1 protein-coding gene is annotated in these 20629 nt (G+C 75.3%); it reads right to left on the bottom strand.

Annotated features, from left to right (window positions below; genetic code table 11):
* Positions 1 to 509: 509 nt before the first annotated feature.
* Entirely contained in the window at positions 510 to 20603 is a 20094-nt protein-coding gene (locus DFQ13_RS13230) for a type I polyketide synthase (RefSeq protein WP_110080009.1), read from the bottom strand.
* Between the last annotated feature and the right edge of the window lie 26 nt (positions 20604 to 20629).

Raw genomic sequence — 20629 nt, 5'->3', positions numbered from 1 at the left:
GTTGACGGGAAGCATTGTCGACACTGGGGATTCTCCGGTGCGGGATGGGGTGTACTCGCCCCGTACGACTACCCGGCGGCGAGAAGCGTTGCCGCGAAAGGAAACCGGGGTCGGGCGGTGATCAGGACCCGCTCCGCCGCAACCTGGGAACCGCGATCGGCTTGGGCTTGCCCGACTTGGCAGGCCACCACGCCCGCCCTGCCACCGCCGCCACATCTCTGGACGTGGCGGCGGTGGCGGGGCGGGTCCTGCACAGCGCCGGTCGTTTGGTGGGTGGTGCCCGGCTGGGTGGATGTGTTTGGCCGGGGCCCCTATGGCGATCATGTGCTCCAGTGTGACCGGGTGGGGCTGAAAAGATGCCCCACCGCCCAGGCAGGCTGTCACATGATCGCCACCCCCGGCCAAACACATCCACCCACCCGGGCAGGGGCGTAGCCGGGCCGGCGGTTCGTGGGGTGGCCAGCCTGCGTTGAGGACATCCACCAAACCCCGGGCTTCGAGGGCGGGGCCTAAGCCAGGCCCAGTTCGTCGTCCAACAGGCGGAACATGTCGTCGTCGGAGACTGCCTCGATGTCGAACCGCTCCTGTTGCTCCTCCTGCTGGTGGCCGGTTCCCCAGCGGGTGCGGAGGACGTCCAGCCTGCCCGCGATCTGGCGGTGCAGGTGCTCGTCGACGGGGGTGAGCCCGCCTAGTGCCACTTCCAGCCGGTCGAGTTCCGCCAGCAGGGCGCCCGTGCCGGTGGGCGCGTCGGGGAAGAGGCGGGACAGCAGGTGCTCCACGAGGTCCGCCGGGGTCGGGTGGTCGAACAGCAGCGCCGCGGGCAGCCGCAGGCCGAGGTCGGCGCCCAGCCGGTTGCGGAACTCCACCGCGATCAGCGAGTCGAAGCCGAGGTCCTGGAACCGCCGGTCCGGTCGCAGGGCGGCGGCGTCGCCGTGGCCGAGCACCGCGGCCGCGTGGGCGCGGATGAGGTCGAGCACCAACTGCGGTCGGTCGGTCGCCGGGGCGGCGGTCAGGGCCGTGGTGGTCCCGCCGGTCGGGGTGGTCGTGGCGACGGTGCGCCGGACCGGTGTTCGGACGAGGCCCCGCAGCAGCGGGGGGACCTCTCCCCCGGCCCGCACCACGGCGGTGTCCAGCCGCACCGGCACGCTCGCGGCGCTGTCCAGTGCGGCGTCGAACAGCGCCAGGCCCTCTTCTGCGGACAGCGGGAGCAGGCCGGAGCGCCGCATCCGGGTGTGGTCGGCCTCGGACAGCCCACCGGTCATCCCGGTCTCCTGCTCCCACGGCCCCCAGGCGAGCGCGGCGGCGGGCAGCCCCCGGGCGCGCCGGTGCGCCGCGAGAGCGTCGAGGAAGGCGTTCCCCGCCGCGTAGTTCGCCTGCCCGACCGCGCCGAACACCCCGGCCGCCGAGGAGAACAGCACGAAGTGCTCCACCTCGCCGACGAGTTCGTGCAGGTGCCAGGCCGCGTCCACCTTGGGGCGCAGCACGGCGGCCAGCCGCTGCGGTGTCTGGGTGTCCAGCACGCCGTCGTCCAGCACGCCCGCCGTGTGCACGACCGCGGTGACCGGGTGGTCGGTGTCGACCGAGGCCAGGGCCTCGGCCAGGGCGGAGCGCCGGGTGACGTCGCAGGCCACGACGGAGGCCCTGGCGCCCAGTCCGGCCAGCTCCGCCACCAGTTCCGCCACGCCGTCCGCCTTGGGGCCGCGCCTGCTCAGCAGCAGCAGGTGCCGCACGCCGTGCCGGGCGGCCAGGTGCCGGGCCACCAGGGCGCCGAGACCACCGGTGCCGCCGGTGACGAGGACCGTGCCGTCGGCGTCCCACGTGGCCGGGGCGCCTGCGGGTGCCGTCGCCAGCCGGGCCGCGTACGCCTGCCCCTCGCGCACCACGACCACGGGTTCGCCGGTGACGACGGGGTCTCCGTCGCCCTCGACGTCGACCAGGTGGAAGCGGCCCGGCCGCTCGGCCTGGGCGGACCGGACGAGGCCCCACGCGGCGGCGGCGGCCGGGTCGGCCCCGCTCACCACGCCCCGGGACACGAACACCACCCGGTCCTCGGAGGTGCGCACCTCCTCCAGTGCCGCCGCGGCCAGCGCGTGGGCGGAGGAGATCACGTCGGTGCCGCCCACCAGCGGGACCAGGCGCACGCCTTCGGCGGGGACGGCGGGCACCGGCGTCGACCACTCCACCCGGTACAGCGCGTCGGCCCCGGCGCCGCCCAGGTGCTCGGCGGCGACGGCCCGCAGGGTGAGGGAGTCCACGCTGAGCACCGGGGTGCCCGCCGGGTCGGTGGCGGTCAGCGACACGACGTCGCCGTCCACCACCAGCCGGGCCCGCAACGCCGTGGCACCGGAGGCCCGCAGCGACACCCCCTCCCAGGAGAAGGGCAGCCTGCTGCTCGCACCGCCCGCGGTCAGCCCGAGGGTGTGCAGGGCGGCGTCGAGCAGGGCCGGGTGCAGGCCGTGCTCCGCGGCCCGCACCGCTGCCGGTTCGGGCAGTTCGACCTCGGCGAACAGGGTTCCGTCCGCGTCCTGCCACGCCGCGCGTAGGCCCTGGAACGACGGGCCGTAGTCGAAGCCCTGCGCGAGCACCCGGTCGTAGAACCCCTCCAGCGGCAGGGATGGCGCGTTCGGCGGCCAGGTCACGGCCTCGACGGCGCCCGCCCCGCCCGCGCCGAGGACCCCGGAGGCGTGCTGGGTCCAGGGGCCGTCGTCGCCGCCCGGTCGGGAGGAGACCCCGATCCGGCGGTGGCCGTCCCCGTCCGGCGCGGCCACGGCCACTTGGACGTCGACGCCGCCCTGTTCCGGCAGCACCAGCGGCGCGGCGATGGTCAGCTCTTCGACGCGGTCCAGTCCCACCTCGTCGCCCGCGCGCAGCGCCAGTTCGACGAAGCCGGTGCCCGGGAACAGGAGCTTGCCGTGCACGGCGTGGTCGGCGAGCCACGGTGTGGTCCGCGCCGAGAGCCGGGCGGTCAGCAGGAGGCCGCCGTCGGCCAGCGGGACGACCCCGCTGAGCAGCGGGTGTCCGACGGGGGTGAAGCCGCCGCCCGCGGGCGTGACCGGCTCCGGCCAGAACCGCTCGTGCTGGAAGGCGTAGGTGGGTAGCTCGACCCGCCGCGCACCGAGCCCGGCGAAGAACGCCGACCAGTCGACGGGAACGCCGTGCGCGTGCAGGGTGGCCACCGCCGCGACGGCCGCTGATTCCTCGCCCCGGTCGCGGCGCAGCGCGGGCACGGCGGTCGCCTCGACGGCGTCCTGGATCATCGCCGTCAGGGTGCCGTCGGGGCCCAGTTCGAGGAAGGTGCGGACACCGGAGTCGATCATCGCCTGCACGCCGTCGGCGAAGCGCACGGTTTCCCGCACGTGCCGGACCCAGTACCGGGGGTTCGTCGGATCGCCGGAGATCAGGTCGATGGTCGGTTCGTGGAACTCGATGCCCTCGATCGCCGCCGCGAAGTCCTCCAGCATGGGGTCCATCAGCGGCGAGTGGAACGCGTGCGAGACCGGCAGCCGCTTGTGCTTCCAACCCCGCTCCCCCGCCGCGCGCGCCACCTGCTCGACCGCCTCGGCCGCACCCGCGACCACCACCGAGGCGGCGTCGTTCACGGCCGCCAGGGACACGGCGTCCGACAGCAGTTCGGCGACCTCGGCTTCACTCGCGGCCACCGCGAGCATGGCGCCGCCTTCGGGCAGGGCGTCCATGAGGCTCGCCCGGGCGCGCACCAGCGTGCACGCGTCCGCCAGCGAGAACACGCCCGCCACGTGCGCGGCCACGACCTCACCCAGCGAGTGGCCCGCCACGACCTCGGGCTTGACGCCCCAGGATTCCACCAGCCGGTACAGCGCCACTTCGAGTGCGAACAACGCGGGCTGCGACCACCCGGTCCGGTTCAGGGCCGCCGCGTCCTCGCCCCACATCACCTCACGGACGTCCTCGCCCAGTTCGGTGATCACGGTGTCGAACGCTTCGGCGAACACCGGGAACCGGGCGTGCAACTCCCGCCCCATCCCCAACCGCTGCGAACCCTGGCCCGTGAACACGATGCCCAACCGGCCGTCACCGGCCACCGCCTCGGTGACGGTGGTCAGCAGTTCCTCCCGGGTGCGGCCGACGAGGACCGCGCGGTGCTCGAACGCCGACCGGGTCGTGGCCAGGGAGAAGCCCACGTCCAGCGGCCGGCCCCCGGTGTCGGCGAGCCGGGACACCTGCTCGCGCACGGCCGCCGCGGTCTTGCCGGACACCAGCCAGGGCACCACGACCTCCGCGGACTCCGGCTCGGCAGGCTCCGCGGGGACGGGCAGTTCCAGGATGGTGTGGGCGTTGGTGCCGGAGATGCCGAACGACGACACCGCCGCGCGCCGCGGCCGGTCGGTCGACGGCCAGGCCGTGTTCTCGGTGACCAGGTCCACCGCGCCCGCCGTCCAGTCCACGTGCGTGGACGGCTCGTCCACGTGCAGCGTCCTGGGCACCACACCGTGCCGCATCGCCTGCACCACCTTGATCACACCGGCCACCCCGGCCGCCGCTTGGGCGTGGCCGATGTTGGACTTGATCGACCCGAGCAACAGCGGGGTCTCCCGGTCGCGGCCGTAGGTCGCCAACAGCGCTTGGGCCTCGATCGGGTCACCCAGTGTCGTGCCGGTGCCGTGGCCCTCCACCACGTCCACGTCGTGCGGGGACAACCCGGCGCCCGCGAGGGCCTGCCGGATCACCCGTTGCTGGGACGGGCCGTTGGGAGCGGTGAGGCCGTTCGACGCGCCGTCCTGGTTCACCGCCGAGCCCCGCACCACGGCCAAGACCTCGTGCCCGTTGCGGACGGCGTCGGACAGCCGCTCCACCACCAGCACCCCGACGCCCTCGGACCAGCCCGCGCCGTCGGCGGCCTCGGCGTAGGACTTGCACCGGCCGTCCACGGACATGCCGCGCTGCCGGGCGAACTCGATGAACAGCGCGGGTGTGGACAGCACGGTGACGCCACCGGCGACGGCCAGGTCGCAGTCGCCGGAGCGCAGCGCCTGGACCGCCCAGTGCAGTGCCACCAGCGACGACGAGCACGCCGTGTCCACCGTGACCGCCGGGCCCTCCAGCCCCAGCGCGTAGGCGACGCGGCCGGAAGCGACGCTCGGGGAGCTGCCGTTGCCCCGGAACCCCTCGAACTCCGCGCCGGGCAGCAGTTCGGCGTAGTCGCTGTGCATGACCCCGGCGAAGACCCCGGTGCGGCTGCCGCGCAGCGACACCGGGTCGATGCCCGCCCGCTCGAACGCCTCCCAGGACGTCTCCAGCAGCAGGCGCTGCTGGGCGTCGGTGGCCAGCGCCTCGCGCGGGCTCATCCCGAAGAACTCCGCGTCGAAGCCGCCCGCGTCGTGCAGGAAGCTGCCGGACCGGGTGTAGGTCGTGCCCGGGTGGGCCGGGTCGGGGTCGTAGAGCGCGTCGAGGTCCCAGCCGCGGTCGTCGGGGAAGCCGCCGACCGCGTCCACGCCGTCGGCGACCAGCCGCCACAGGTCCTCCGGGGAGGACACCCCGCCCGGGTAGCGGCAGGCCATACCCACGATCACCACCGGGTCGTCGGTGACCGGCGGCAGCGCGCCCAGCGGGACCACCACGTCGGGGTCGGCCCCGAGCAGTTCGCCCAGCAGGTACCGGGCGACCGCGGCCGAGGTCGGGTGGTCGAACACCAGGGTCGCGGGCAGCCGCAGCCCGGTCGTCTCGGCCAGCGCGTTGCGCAGCTTGACGGCGGTCAGCGAGTCCAGGCCCAGCTCCTTGAAAGCGCGCTCCGCGGGCACCGAGGCGCCGTCCGGGTGGCCGAGCACTGCGGCCACCCGGTCCCGCACCAGGGTCACCACCAGATCGGTGCGGGCCTGCTCGGGCAGGGCGAGCAGGCGCCGCGCCAGGCCGCCGTCCTCGCCCGCGCGGGCGACGCCGCGCCTGCTCCGCGGGCGGACCAGTGCGCTCAGCAGGGCCGCCAGGTCCCCGCCGCCCGCCGCCAGGGTGGCGAGGTCGAGCCGGGCGGGCACGGCCAGGGTGTGCCCGATCGCCGCGTCGAACAGGGCCAGGCCCTCGTCGGTGCGCAGCGGCAACACCCCGGTGCGGTTGATCTGCTCCAGGTCGCCGTCGGACAGCGCCCCGGTCATGCCCTCCCCCGGCTGCCACAGGCCCCAAGCCAGGGAGGTCGCGGGCAGGCCGAGGGCGCGGCGGTGCGCGGCGAGGGCGTCGAGGAAGGCGTTGCCCGCCGCGTAGTTGCCCTGGCCCGCCGAGCCGAACACCGACGCGGCCGAGGAGAACAGCACGAAGTGCTCCACCTCGCCCACCAGTTCGTGCAGGTGCCAGGCCGCGTCCACCTTGGGCCGCAGCACGCGGTCGACCGCGTCCGGGGTGAGCGAGGTGATCAGGGCGTCGTCGAGCACGCCCGCGGTGTGCACGACGCCGGTCAGCGGGTGCTCGGCGCCGACGGAGGCGACCACGGCCGCCAGCGCGGCGCGGTCGGTGACGTCGCAGGCCACCACCCGCGCGGTCGCACCCCGTTCCGCCAGCCCGGCGACGAGGTCGGCGGCACCGGCCGCGTCGGGGCCGCGGCGGCTGAGCAGCAGCAGGTGCCGGACGCCGTGCTCGACCACGAGGTGTTCGGCCAGGGCGCGGCCGAGGTCACCGGTGCCCCCGGTGATCAGGACCGTCCCGTCGGGGTTCCACGGCGCGGCGGGTGCGGGCTCGGCCCGGACCAGCCGGGCGGCGAACGCCTGCCCGTCGCGCACCACGACCTGGTGCTCGCCGGTGACGACGGGGTCGCCGTCGTCCTCGACGTCCACGAGCCGGAAGCGGCCGGGGTTCTCGGTCTGGGCGGAGCGGACCAGGCCCCAGGCGGCGGCCGCCGCCGGGTCGGTGCCGCTGAGGGCGCCGCGGGTGACGAACACCAGCGGGGCGTCTGCCTCCCGCACCAGCGCCAGGGCCTCGGTCACCAGCCGGTGCGCCGAGGCGACCACGTCGGTGCCGCCCACCAGCGGCACGATCTGCGCGTCGGCGGGGTCCACGGGCGCGGCGGGGGTCGTCCACTCGACCCGGAACAGCGAGTCGGTGCGGGCGGTGCCGAGCTGCTCGGCGGTCACGGCGCGCAGGTGCAGCGCGCCGACGGAGGCGACGGGTTGGCCGGTGCCGTCGGCGACGGCCAGTTCCACTCCCGCCTCGACCGACCCGCGCAGGCGGACCCGCGCGGTGGTGGCTCCGGTGGCGTGCAACGACACACCGTTCCAGACGAACGGCAGCAGTTGCACGCCCTCCTCGACCCCGGCGAGGAACGCGATGGCGTGCAGCGCGGCGTCCAGGAGCGCGGGGTGCAGGCCGAAGGCGGCCGCGTCGCGCACCTGCTCGGGCAGCGCGACCTCGGCGAACACGTCGTCGCCGAGCCGCCAGGCCGCGGTCAGGCCCTGGAACACCGGGCCGTAGCCGCGCACGTCGTAGAAGCCGTCCAGGTCGAGCGCGGTCGCCCCGGTGGGCGGCCAGGGCGCAGCGGGCAGCGGGTCCACCTCGACGGGTGCCGGGGTGAGCACGCCGGTGGCATGGCGCACCCAGGGCGCGTCGGGGGTCCGCGTGTCGCGGGAGTACACCCCGACGTCCGCGCGGCCCCGCTCGTCGGGCGCGGCGACCCTGACCTGCACCGCCACCGCGCCGCTGTCGGGCAGCAGCAGCGGCGCCGAGATGGCCAGTTCGTCGAGGTGCCCGAGACCGGCCTCGTCGCCCGCGCGCAGGGCCAGCTCCACAAACCCGGTGCCGGGGAACAGGACCCGGCCCAGGGCGGTGTGGTCGGCCAGCCAGGGCTGCGCCCGCGGCGACAGCCTGCCGGTGAGCACCAGGCCGTCCCCTTCGGACAGGTCGACGGTGGCGCCGAGCAGCGGGTGCTCGACGCCGACCAGGCCCGCACCGGTCACGTCGCCGGTCGTCGCCGGGGTCTGCGGCCAGTAGTGGTGCCGCTGGAAGGCGTAGGTGGGCAGATCGACGCGCCCGCCCTCGGGCAGCAGCGACGCCCAGTCCACCGGGTGGCCGTGCGACCACAACCGGCCCAGCGCCAGGTGCAGCGCGTCCACGCCGCCGTTGTCGCGGCGGGTGGAACCGGTCGCGACGACCTCGACGCCCGCGGCGTCGGCGGTGGCCTCCACCGCGCCGGTCAGCACGGGGTGCGGGCCGACCTCCAGGAAGGTGGTGTGCCCCTGCGCCAGCAGCGCGCGGACCTCCCGCTCGAACTGCACCGTCTCGCGCAGGCTGCGGTACCAGTAGTCGGCGTCGGCCAGGCCGGGACGACCACTGGCCACAGTGGACGGGAAAGGCACTTCGGGTTCGCGCGGTCGCACGGGGGCCAGCACGTCCAGCAGTTGTTCCCGCAGTGCCTCGACCTCGGCCGAGTGCGACCCGTAGTCCACCGCGATCCGCCGCACCCACACGCCTTCGGCCTCGGCGCGGGCCACGAACGCGTCCAGTTCGGGCGCCGCACCGGCCACCACGACCGACCCGGGACCGTTGACCGCGGCGATCTGACCACCGAGTTCGACGACCCGCTCGGGAGTGGCCGCGACCGAGGCCATCCCGCCCGTGCCCGCCAGCACGCCCGCGATCAGCGCGCTGCGCGCCGCGACCACGAGCGCGCCGTCCTCGATCGACAGGGCGCCGGACACCACCGCGGCGGCGATCTCGCCCTGCGAGTGGCCCACCACCGCCGACGGCTCGATGCCCCACGACCGCCACAGACCGGCCAGCGACACCATCACCGCCCAGAGCGCGGGCTGCACCACCTCGACCCTGGTCAGGGCCTCGTCGTCGTCCAAGACCTCGATCAGGTCCCAGTCGACGTGCGGTGCCAGCGCCGCGGCGCACCGCTGGAGCAGTTCGGTGAACATCGGTGACGAGGCGGCCAGTTCCCGCCCCATGCCGACCCACTGGCCGCCCTGGCCGGGGAACACGAACACCGGTCCCCGAGCGGACGACCCGGCCGGGGAGGTCGAGCCGGTCACCGCGCCGTCGTGGTCGGAGCCCGCAGCGACCGCCGCCAACACGCGCCGCAGCGCCTCGGTGTCCCGGCCGGTCACCACGGCCCGGTGCTCGAACACCGCCCGGGTGCGGATCAGCGCCGACGCCACGTCGACCGCGGGGGCGTCCACCGCGGCCAGCCGCTCGGCCTGGGCTCGCAGCGCCTGCGGCGTGCGGGCCGAGAACACCCACGGCACGACCGCCGACCGGTCGGGCTGCGCCACCTCGACCGGTTCGGTCGGGCTCTCCAGGATCACGTGCGCGTTGGTGCCGCTGATCCCGAACGAGGAGATCCCGGCTCGGCGCGGCCGGTCGACCTCGGGCCACGCCGTAGTCTCGGTGGCCAGTTCGACGCTGCCCGCCGTCCAGTCCACGTGCGTGGACGGCTGATCCACGTGCAGCGTCCTGGGCACCACACCGTGCCGCATCGCCTGCACCACCTTGATCACACCGGCCACCCCGGCCGCCGCCTGCGAGTGCCCGATGTTCGACTTGATCGACCCCAGCAACAGCGGGGTCTCCCGATCGCGGCCATAGGTCGCCAACAGCGCCTGCGCCTCGATCGGGTCACCCAGTGTCGTGCCGGTGCCGTGGCCCTCGACGACATCGACGTCATGCGGGGACAGCCCCGCACCCGCCAACGCCTGGCGGATCACCCGCTGCTGCGACGGGCCGTTGGGAGCCGTGAGACCGTTCGACGCGCCGTCCTGGTTCACCGCCGAACCCCGCAGCACCGCCAAGACCTGGTGCCCGTTGCGGCGGGCGTCCGACAGCCGCTCCAGCACCAGCACGCCGACGCCCTCCGACCAGCCGACGCCGTCGGCGGCCTCCGCGTACGGCTTGCACGAGCCGTCGACGGACATGCCGCGCTGCCGGGAGAAGTCGACGAAGGTCTTCGGGGTGGACATGACCGTCACGCCACCGGCCAGCGCCAGTTCGCAGTCGCCGGACCGCAGCGCCTGCGCCGCCCAGTGCACCGCCACCAGCGACGACGAGCACGCCGTGTCCACCGTGACGGCGGGACCCTCGAAGCCCAGCGAGTACGCCACCCGGCCGGAGGCGACGCTGGGCGAGCTGCCGTTGCCCCGGTACCCCTCGAACTCGGGGGTGTTGAGCAGGTCCGCGTAGTCGCTGTACATGACGCCCGCGAACACGCCGGTGCGGCTGCCGCGCAGCGACACCGGGTCGATCCCGGCCCGTTCCACGGCCTCCCAGGAGGTTTCCAGCAGCAGGCGCTGCTGCGAGTCCGTGGCCAGCGCCTCGGCCGGGCTCATCCCGAAGAACTCCGCGTCGAACTCGCCCGCCCCGTGCAGGAAGTGCGCGTCGCGGACGTAGGAGGTGCCCAGGTGGTCGGAGTCCGGGTCGTAGAGGGCTTCCACGTCCCAGCCGCGGTTGTCCGGGAACGCGGACACGGCGTCGACCTCGTCGGTGACCAGACGCCACAGGTCCTCCGGGGAGGACACGCCGCCCGGGTACCGGCAGGCCATGCCCACGATCACCACCGGGTCGTCGGCCAGTGGGGGCAGCGCCCGCGCGGGTGCGGTGTCGTCCGGTTCGGTGGTGCCGATCAGCTCGCCGAGCAGGTGCTCGACGACCGCGGCCGAGGTCGGGTGGTCGAACACCAAGGTCGCGGGCAGCCGCAGCCCGGTCGCCGAGGACAGGCCGTTGCGCAGTTCCACCGCGGTCAGCGAGTCGAGGCCCAGTTCCTGGAACGTGCGCGCCGGGTCCACCGACGAGCCGTCCGCGTGGCCCAGCACCACCGCGACCCGGCCGCGCACCAGGTCCAGCAGCAGTTCGGTGCGCTCGACCGCAGACAGCGCCGCCAGGGTGCGGGCCAGCCCGCCCGCCGCCTCCGCCGCGCGTGCCGTCACCCGGCGACCCCGCGTCCGCACCAGGCCGCGCAGCACCGCGGGCACGTCGCCGCGCGCCCGCAGGGCCGCCGGGTCCAGCAGGACCGGTGCGACCACGGCCTCGTCCGGCACGGACAGGGCCGCGTCGAACAGGCGCATGCCCTGCTCCAGCGACAGCGGCGGCAGGCCGTCGCGGGCGATGCGGGCCCGGTCGGCGGCGGTGAGCCCGGCGGTCATGCCGGTCTCGGCCGTCCAGGCGCCCCAGGCGAGCGCCAGGCCGGGCAGCCCGGCCGCCCGCCGGTGGGCGGCGAGGGCGTCGAGGAAGGCGTTGCCCGCCGCGTAGTTGCCCTGGCCCGCCGAACCGAGGGTGGCCGCGACCGAGGAGAACACCACGAACGCGTCGAGGTCGGCGGTCAGCTCGTGCAGGTGCCAGGCGGCGTCGACCTTCACCCGCAGCACGGTGTCGACGTGCTCGGGGGTCAGCGAGTCGATGACACCGTCGGCCAGCACCCCGGCCGAGTGCACCACGGCCCGCACCGGGTGCTCGGCGGGCACCGCCACCAGCACCGCGGCGAGCGCGTCCCGGTCGGTCACGTCGCAGGAGCGCACGGTCGCGGTCGCACCCACTGCGGCCAGGTCGGCCACCAGTTCGGCGACCCCTTCGGTCTGTTCGCCGCGGCGGCTGAGCAGCAGCAGGTGCCGCGCGCCGCGCTCGGTGGCGAGGTGGCGGGCCAGGGCCGCGCCCAGCCCGGCGGTACCGCCGGTGATCAGGACGGTGGCCTCCGGGTCCCAGCCCGCGGTGGCCGTGGGCGCGGGAAGGCGGGCCAGCCGGGCGGCCGTGGCCGCGCCGTCGCGCACGCGCACCTGCGGTTCGTCGGTGCCCAGCACGACGCCCAGCGGCAGCGGCCCGGCATCCGCGTCGACCAGCAGGAACCGGCCGGGGTACTCCGTCTGGGCGGTCCGCACGAGCCCCCACGGTCCGGCCGTGGCCAGGTCCGCGCCCGCTGCGCCGTCCACGACGAACACCAGTTGCGCCCCGGTGGGCGCCTCGGTCGCCAACCACTGCTGGAGCAGGCCGAGGACGTGGGTGGTGAGGGCGTGGGTGTCGGCGACCACGTCGCCGTCTGCCGCCAGCGGCACCACGACGGCGTCGGGTGTCCCGTCGACCGAGGCAAGGTCGGCCGCCGTCGTGACCGTGGCGCCACCCGCGCGCAGCCGTTCCGCCACACCGCGCGGGTCGGCTCCGACGACGGTGGCCGCGACCGACGCGGCGGTGGCGCGCACCGGCGTCGACCAGTCGAGCCGGTAGAGCGCGTCGACCGCGGCACCGGCGCCCGCCACCTGGTCGGCGGTGACCTCGCGGAACACCAGTGAGTCGACCGTGGCGACGAGGGTGCCCGCGGCGTCGAGGACCGTGACGGCGACACCGTCGGTCTCGGTGCCGGTGAGCACCACCCGCGCCGAGGACGCCGCGGCGGCGTGCAGGGTCACGCCCTCCCAGGAGAACGGCAGCACGCTGCGGTCGCTGGGTTGGGTCAGCGTCGCGGTGTGCAGGACGGCGTCGAAGAGGGCCGGGTGCAGGCCGTAGGCGGCGGCCTGCCCGGTGGCGTGCTCGGGCAGCGCGACCTCGGCGAACACCTCGTCGCCGCGCCGCCACGCCGCCGTCAGGCCGCGGAACACCGGGCCGTAGTCGAAGCCCAGGTCCGCCAGCCGCTCGTAGAAGCCGTCCAGCGGCACGGTTTCCGCGCCGGGGGGCGGCCAGGACCCGGGGTCGGCGGGGGCGGTGGGCGCGGCGGCGGCGAGGGCGCCGAACGCGTGCTGCGTCCACGGGCCGTCGGCGCCCTCGGCGCGGGAGAACACGCCGAGGCGGCGGTGACCGCGCTCGTCGGCCTCCTCGACCCGCACCTGCACGTGCGCGGCGCCCGCCTCGGGGAGGACCAGGGGGACGGCGAGGGTCAGCTCGTCGAGGCGGTCGAGGCCGACCTCGTCGGCGGCGCGCAGCGCCAGCTCCACGAAGCCGGTGCCGGGGAACAGGGTGCTGCCGTGCACGACGTGGTCGGCGAGCCACGGCACCGACCGGGCGGACAGCCTGCCGGTGAGCACCGCGTCCCCTCCCCCGGCCAGTTCGACGGCGGCGCCGAGCAGCGGGTGGGTCACCGAGGCCAGGCCCGCGCCGGACACGTCGCCGGTGGCGCCGGTCCGCTCGGGCCAGAAGCGCCGGTGCCGGAAGGCGTAGGTGGGCAGCTCGACCCGCCGCGCGCCGAGCCCGGCGAAGAACGCCGACCAGTCGACGGGAACGCCGTGCGCGTGCAGGGTGGCCACCGCCACGACGGCGGCTGACTCCTCGTCTCGGTCGCGGCGCAGCGCGGGCACGGCGACGACCTCGGCGGTGTCCTGCGCCATCGCCGACAACGTGCCGTCCGGTCCGAGTTCCAGGAAGGTGCGGACACCGGAGTCGACCATCGCCCGCACACCGTCGGCGAAGCGCACCGCTTCCCGCACGTGCCGGACCCAGTACCCGGGGTCCGTCGGATCACCCGAGATCAGACCGATCGTCGGCTCGTGGAACTCGATGCCCTCGATCGCCGCCGCGAAGTCCTCCAGCATGGGGTCCATCAACGGCGAGTGGAACGCGTGCGAGACCGACAGCCGCTTGTGCTTCCAGCCCCGCTCGACCGCGACACCGGCAACGCGCTCGACCTCGGCGGCCACCCCGGAGACCACAACCGAGGTCGGGCCGTTGACCGCTGCCAGCGACACCCCATCAGTCAGCAGGTCCGCGACCTCGGATTCCGGTGCCGACACCGCAAGCATGGCGCCGCCTCCTGGCAGCGCCTCCATCAGGCCCGCCCGGGCGCGCACCAGCGTGCATGCGTCCGCCAACGACACCACACCCGCCACGTGCGCGGCCACGACCTCACCCAGCGAATGCCCCGCCACAACCTCGGGCTTCACGCCCCAGGACTCCACCAACCGGAACAACGCCACTTCCAACGCGAACAGCGCGGGCTGCGACCACCCGGTCCGGTTCAGGACCGCCGCGTCCCCGCCCCACATCACCTCACGGACATCCTCACCCAACTCGGCGATCACAGCGTCGAACGCGTCCGCGAACACCGGGAACCGGGCATACAACTCACGCCCCATCCCCAACCGCTGCGAACCCTGACCCGTGAACACGATCCCCAACCGACCATCACCAACCACCACCTCGGACACGGCAGTGCGCAACTCGTCCCGCGTTCGGCCGACGTGCACCACGCGGTGCTCGAACGCCGAGCGCAGCGTCAACGAGTGGGCCACGTCCAGCGGCCGGGCGTCGAGGTCCGCGAGCCGGGCGGCCTGCGCGCGGGCGGCCTCGGCCGTCTTCGCCGAGACCACCCACGGGACCACCACCTCGACCGACGCGTCGATTTCCGGTGCCTCGACGACCTGTTCCAGCACCACGTGCGCGTTGGTGCCGGAGATGCCGAAGGACGAGACCGCGCCGCGCCGGGGGCGGTCGACCGGCGGCCAGTCCGCGTTCTCGGTGACCAGCTCGACGGTGCCCGCCGACCAGTCGATGTGCGAGGACGGCTCGGTGACGTGCAGCGTCCCGGGCACCACGCCGTGCCGCAGCGCCAGGACCATCTTGATCATGCCTGCGACACCGGCCGCCGCCTGCGTGTGGCCCAGGTTGGACTTGCCCGCGCTGAGCAGCAGCGGCGTCTCCCGGTCGCGCCCGTAGGTCGCGAACAGGGCCTGCGCCTCGATCGGGTCACCCAGCCTGGTGCCGGTGCCGTGCGCCTCCACCGCGTCCACATCGGACGAACCAAGCCCGGCACTCGCCAACGCCGCCCGGATCACCCGCTGCTGCGACGGGCCGTTGGGAGCCGTGAGACCGTTCGACGCCCCGTCCTGGTTCACCGCCGAACCCCGCACCACCGCCAATACCCGGTGACCGTTGCGACGCGCGTCCGACAGCCGCTCCAGCACCAGCATGCCGACGCCCTCGGACCAGCCCGTGCCGTCGGCGCCCTCGCCGAACGCCTTGCACCGGCCGTCGGAGGAGAGCACGCCTTGCGCGGAGAACTCCACGAACACACCCGGGGTCGACATGACCGTCACACCGCCGGCCAGCGCCAGCGAGCACTCCCCGCCGCGCAGCGCCTGCGCGGCCAGGTGCAGCGTCACCAGCGACGATGAGCACGCCGTGTCCACCGTGACCGCCGGACCCTCCAGGCCCAGCGTGTAGGACACGCGGCCGGACATCACGCTCGCGGTGTTGCCGATGGCGACGTGGCCTTGGCTGTAGGCGTCGGTGCCCGCGAGGGCGTCGGGGTAGTCCTGCCCGTTCGTGCCGACGAACACCCCGGACCGGCTGCCGCGCAACGACACCGGGTCGATGCCCGCCCGCTCCAGCGCCTCCCACGACAGTTCCAGCAGCAGCCGCTGCTGCGGGTCCATCGACAGGGCCTCGCGCGGGGACACCTCGAAGAAGTCGGCGTCGAACCCGGCGACGTCGGTCAGGAACCCGCCGACCCTGGTGAAGTCCCCGGTCAGGCCGTCGACGTCCCAGCCGCGGTCGGTGGGGAAGGCGCCGACGACGTCGCGGCCCTCGACCAGCAGCCCCCACAGGTCCTCCGGCGAGTCGACGCCGCCGGGGAAGCGGCAGGCCATGCCGACGACGGCGATCGGGTCGTCGGCGGAGCCCGCCGGGGCGTCGACCACCTCGGCGGGCAGTTCACCGAGCACTTCGCCGAGCAGGTGCTCGGCGAGCGCGACCGGGGTCGGGTGGTCGAACGCCAGCGTCGCGGGCAGCCGCAGGTCGGTGGCCGCGGCGATCCGGTTGCGCAACTGGACCGCGGTCAGCGAGTCGAAGCCCAGCCTGCGGAACTCGCGGGACGGTTCGATGCCCTCGGCCGAGTCGTGGCCCAGCACCGCCGCGGCCTCGGTCCGCACGAGGTCGACCAGCGCGGGCACCCGCTCCCCGGCGGGGAGCGCCGCCAGCCGCGCGGCCAGCGCGCCGCCGCCGGAGCGGGCCCCGGACGCGGCACCCCGGCGGGTCCGGGCGCGGACCAGGCCGCGCAGCAGGGCGGGCACCTCCACCGCGTCGCGCACGGCGGCCAGGTCCAGGCGCGCGGGCACGCTGGCGGTGTGCCCGGCGGCGGCGTCGAACAGGGCCAGGCCCTGCTCGGCCGACAGTGCGCGCAGGCCCCACCGGCCCATCCGGTCGAGGTCGACCGCCGACAGCGCGCCGGTCATGCCCGCCCCCGGCTCCCACAGGCCCCAGGCCATGGCCGACGCCGGGAGGCCGCGGGCGGCGCGGTGCGCCGCGAGGGCGTCGAGGAACGCGTTGCCCGCGGCGTAGTTGCCCTGCCCCGGCGCGCCCACGGTGCCCGCGACGGAGGAGCAGAGGACGAACCGGTCCAGGTCGGCGGTCAGCTCGTGCAGGTGCCAGGCCGCGTCGACCTTCACCGCCATGACCCGGCGGAGGCGTTCGGGGGTGAGGGAGTCGACCACGCCGTCGTCGATCGCCCCGGCGGCGTGCACCACGCCGCGCAGCGGGTGCTCGGCGGGCACCGCCGCCAGCGCGGCGGCCAGGGCCGCCCGGTCGGCGACGTCGCAGGCCAGGACGGTCGCGGTGGCACCAGCGGCGGCCAGGTCGGCCACCAGCTCGGCGGCGCCCTCAGTCTCCGGTCCACGGCGGCTGAGCAGCAGCAGGTGCCGCACCCCGTGTTCGGCGACCAGGTGGCGGGCGAAGAGGCTGCCCAGGTCGCCGAGGGCGCCGGTGATCAGCACCGTGCCGTCGGGGTCCCACGGCGGGGCGGCGGCGGCCTCGGACCGCACCAACCGCGCCGCGTGGGCCCTGCCGTCGCGCACGACGACCTGCGGTTCGTCGGTGATCACCGGGTCGCTGTCGTCCTCGACGTCCACCAGCCGGAAGCGGCCCGGGTTCTCCGCCTGCGCGGACCGCACCAGGCCCCACACGGCCGCGGCGGCCGGGTCGATACCGCTGACCGCCCCCCGCGTGACGAACACCAGCCGGGAGTCGCTGCTCTGCACCAGTTCCAGCGCCCGCGCCGCCAGCGCGTGGGCGGATGCCACGACGTCGTCACCGCCGACCAGGGGCACCACGGTGACGTCCTGGTCGTCTGACACCGCCACCGGTGTCGCCCACTCGACCCGGAACAGCGACTCGATCCCCGCCGCCGCGCCGACCTGCTCGGCCGTCGCGGTCCGCAGCCGCACCCCGCTGATCGTGGCGACGGGCTGACCGGCGCCGTCGGCGACCGCGAGGTCCACCCCCGCCGACACCGAGCCGCGCACGCGCACCCGAACCGCCGTGGCCCCGGTCGCGTGGCAGGACACACCGGCCCACCCGACCGGCAGCAGCCGGGCGCCGGGGTCGGTGCCGTCGAGGAACGCGGTGGCGTGCAGCGCGGCGTCGAGCAGGGCGGGGTGAAGGGTGAACGCCTCGACGTCGCGCACGCCCTCGGGCAGCGCGACCTCGGCGAAGACGTCCGCACCCGCGCGCCACGCCGCGACCAGGCCCCGGAACACCGGGCCGAACCCGGTGCCGTCGTAGAAGCCGTCCACGTCGAGCGGGACCGCCCCGGCGGGCGGCCACGCGTCCGCGAAGCCCGCGTCCGGCTCGACCTCCACCGAGGTGAGGACACCCGTGGCGTGCCGGACCCACGGTCCGCCGTGCGCGTCGGCGTCCCGGGAGGAGATGGTGAACTCCGCGCGCCCCGCCTCGTCGGGGGCGGACACCTGGACCTGCACCGCGACCGCGCCCGTCCGGGGGAGCACGAGCGCAGTGGCCGGGGTCAGGTCGTCGAGGTGGCCGAGGCCCGTCTCGTCGCCCGCGCGCAACGCCAACTCCACGAGAGCCGCGCCGGGCAACAGCACCTGCCCGAACGCGGTGTGGTCGGCCAGCCACGGCTGCGCGCGCAGCGACAGGCGGCCGGTCAGCAGCACACCGCCGCCGTCGGACAGCTCGACAGCGGCGCCGAGCAGCGGGTGGCCGACGGAGGCCAGCCCGGCACCGGAGACGTCACCCGCCGCGGTGGCGGGCTCCGGCCAGTAGGTGTCGTGCTGGAAGGCGTAGGTCGGCAGGTCGACCTGCCGCGCCCCCGCCAGGAACCGCCGCCAGTCGACGGCGACCCCGTTCGCCCAGAGCCGCCCCAGCGCCAGGTGCAGCACGTCCAGGCCGCCGCGGTGGCGCCGCGTCGACCCGGTGGCGACGACCCGCGCCCCGGCCGACTCGGCGGTCCGCTCGACGGCGCCGGTCAGCCCCGGGTGCGGTGCGACCTCCAGGAACACCGCGTGCCCCTGGGCCAGCAGGTCCCGGGTGGCGCGCTCGAACTCGACGGTCTCCCGCAGGTTCCGGTACCAGTACTCGGCGTCGGCCAGGCCCGGCCTGCCCGCCGCGACGGTCGACGGGAAGGGCACCTCCGGTTCGCGCGGCCGGATCGGCGCCAGCGCCCGCAGCAACGGCTCGCGGAGCGCTTCCACCTGCGCCGAGTGCGACGCGTAGTCCACGGCGATGCGCCGCACCCACACGCCCTCGGCCTCGGCCCGGCCCAGGAACGCCTCCAACTCGGTGACCTCGCCCGCCACCACGACCGACCCGGGGCCGTTGACCGCGGCGATCTCACCGCCCAGTTCGGCAACGCGCTCCGGCGGCGCGGACACCGACGCCATACCGCCCGTCCCAGCCAGCTCGGACGCGATCAGCGCGCTGCGCGCCGTCACGACCAACGCGCCGTCCTCCAACGACAACGCCCCGGCGACCACCGCAGCGGCGATCTCACCCTGTGAGTGCCCAACCACCGCCGACGGCTCGATCCCCCACGACCGCCACAACCGCGCCAGCGACACCATGACCGCCCACAGCGCGGGCTGCACGACCTCCACCCGGGACAACGCGTCCGCGTCACCGAGCACGTCCGACAGGTCCCAGTCGACGTGCGGTGCCAACGCCCGCGCGCACTCGTCGAGGAACCCGGCGAATGCCGGGCACGACGCGACCAGTTCCTGGGCCATGCCCACCCACTGGCTGCCCTGACCGGGGAACACGAACACCGGGCCGGGCGACGAGGTCACCTCGGGCGCGACCGCACCGGTCACCGCGCCGTCGTCCTCCGCGCCCTCGGCCACCGCGGCCAACGCGCGCCGCACCGCCGCGTCGTCGGTCCCGGAGACGACCGCGCGGTGGTCGAACGCGGCGCGCGTCGCGACCAGGGAAAACCCGATGTCGAGCCGCGGGGCACCGAGGTCGGCCGCGAGCAGCCGGGCGGCCTGCGCCCGCAGCGCCGCCGGGGTCCGCCCGGACAGCACCCACGGCACCGCCGCCGGTTCGGGCGCGGGTTCGGCGGCCGGTTCGGGTTCCGGAACGCCCTCCAGGACCACGTGCGCGTTCGTGCCGCTGATGCCGAAGGACGACACCGCCGCCCGCCGGGGCCGGTCCACCTCGGGCCAGTCCACGGCCTCGGTGAGCAGTTCCACCGCGCCCGCCGCCCAGTCCACGTGCGTGGACGGCTCGTCGACGTGCAGCGTCCTGGGCACCACGCCGTGCCGCATCGCCAGGACCATCTTGATCACGCCCGCGACGCCTGCCGCCGCCTGGGAATGGCCGATGTTCGACTTGACCGATCCCAGCAGCAGCGGCCGTTCGCGGTCCTGCCCGTAGGTGGCCAGCAGGGCCTGCGCCTCGATCGGGTCGCCCAGGGTGGTGCCCGTGCCGTGCGCCTCCACCACGTCGACGTCGAGCGGCGTCAGCTCCCCGGCGGCCAGCGCCTGCCGGATGACGCGCTGCTGCGCCGGGCCGTTCGGCGCGGTCAACCCGTTCGACGCGCCGTCCTGGTTCACCGCAGAACCCCGCACCACCGCCAACACCCGGTGACCGTTGCGACGCGCGTCCGACAACCGTTCCAGCGCCAGCACCCCGACGCCCTCGGACCAGCCCGCGCCGTCGGCGGCCTCGGAGAACGACTTGCACCGGCCGTCGGCGGCCATGCCCCGCTGCCGGGAGAACTCCACGAACGTGTTCGGCGTGGACATGACCGCCACACCACCGGCGAGGGCGAGCGAGCACTCCCCCGCGCGCAGCGCCTGCGCGGCCAGGTGCAGCGACACCAGCGACGACGAGCACGCCGTGTCCACCGTGACCGCCGGGCCCTCGAAGCCCAGCGAGTACGCCACCCGGCCGGAGGCGACGCTGGCGGAGCTGCCGCTGATGCGGAAGCCCTCGTACTCGGCGTCGCCCAGCAGGTCCGCGTAGTCGCCGTACATGACCCCGGCGAACACCCCGGTGCGGCTGCCCCGCAGCGAGTGCGGGTCCAGGCCCGCGCGCTCCAGCGCCTCCCACGACGTCTCCAGGAGCAGGCGCTGCTGCGCGTCGGTGGCCAGCGCCTCGCGCGGGCTCATCCCGAAGAACTCCGCGTCGAACTCGCCCGCGTCGTGCAGGAAGCCGCCGGAGCGCGCGTAGGACGTGCCGGGGTGGTCGGGGTCGGGGTCGTAGAGGGCGTCCAGGTCCCAGCCTCGGTTGTCGGGGAACCCGGAGATGGCGTCGACCCCGTCGGCGACCACCCGCCACAGGTCCTCCGGGGAGGACACCCCGCCCGGGTAGCGGCACGCCATGCCGACGATCGCGATCGGCTCGCGGCCCTTGCGCTCCAGCTCCTCGACGCGCTGGCGAGCGGCGCGGAGGTCGACCGTGACGCGCCGCAGGTAGTCGACGACCTTGTCCTGCTGCTCATCCATCGCAGCTTTCCTTTCCAAGACAGCGG

This window comes from Actinokineospora spheciospongiae (assembly GCF_003182415.1).
Taxonomy (GTDB): domain Bacteria; phylum Actinomycetota; class Actinomycetes; order Mycobacteriales; family Pseudonocardiaceae; genus Actinokineospora; species Actinokineospora spheciospongiae.
Note: the sequence above shows the minus strand (reverse complement) of the source record. Positions and strands in the feature narration are given on the sequence as shown.

What these genes read in the sequence shown, in the direction of transcription:
- DFQ13_RS13230 (WP_110080009.1), bottom strand. Translation starts at nt 20,603, where the DNA reads ATGGATGAGCAGCAGGACAAGGTCGTCGACTACCTGCGGCGCGTCACG.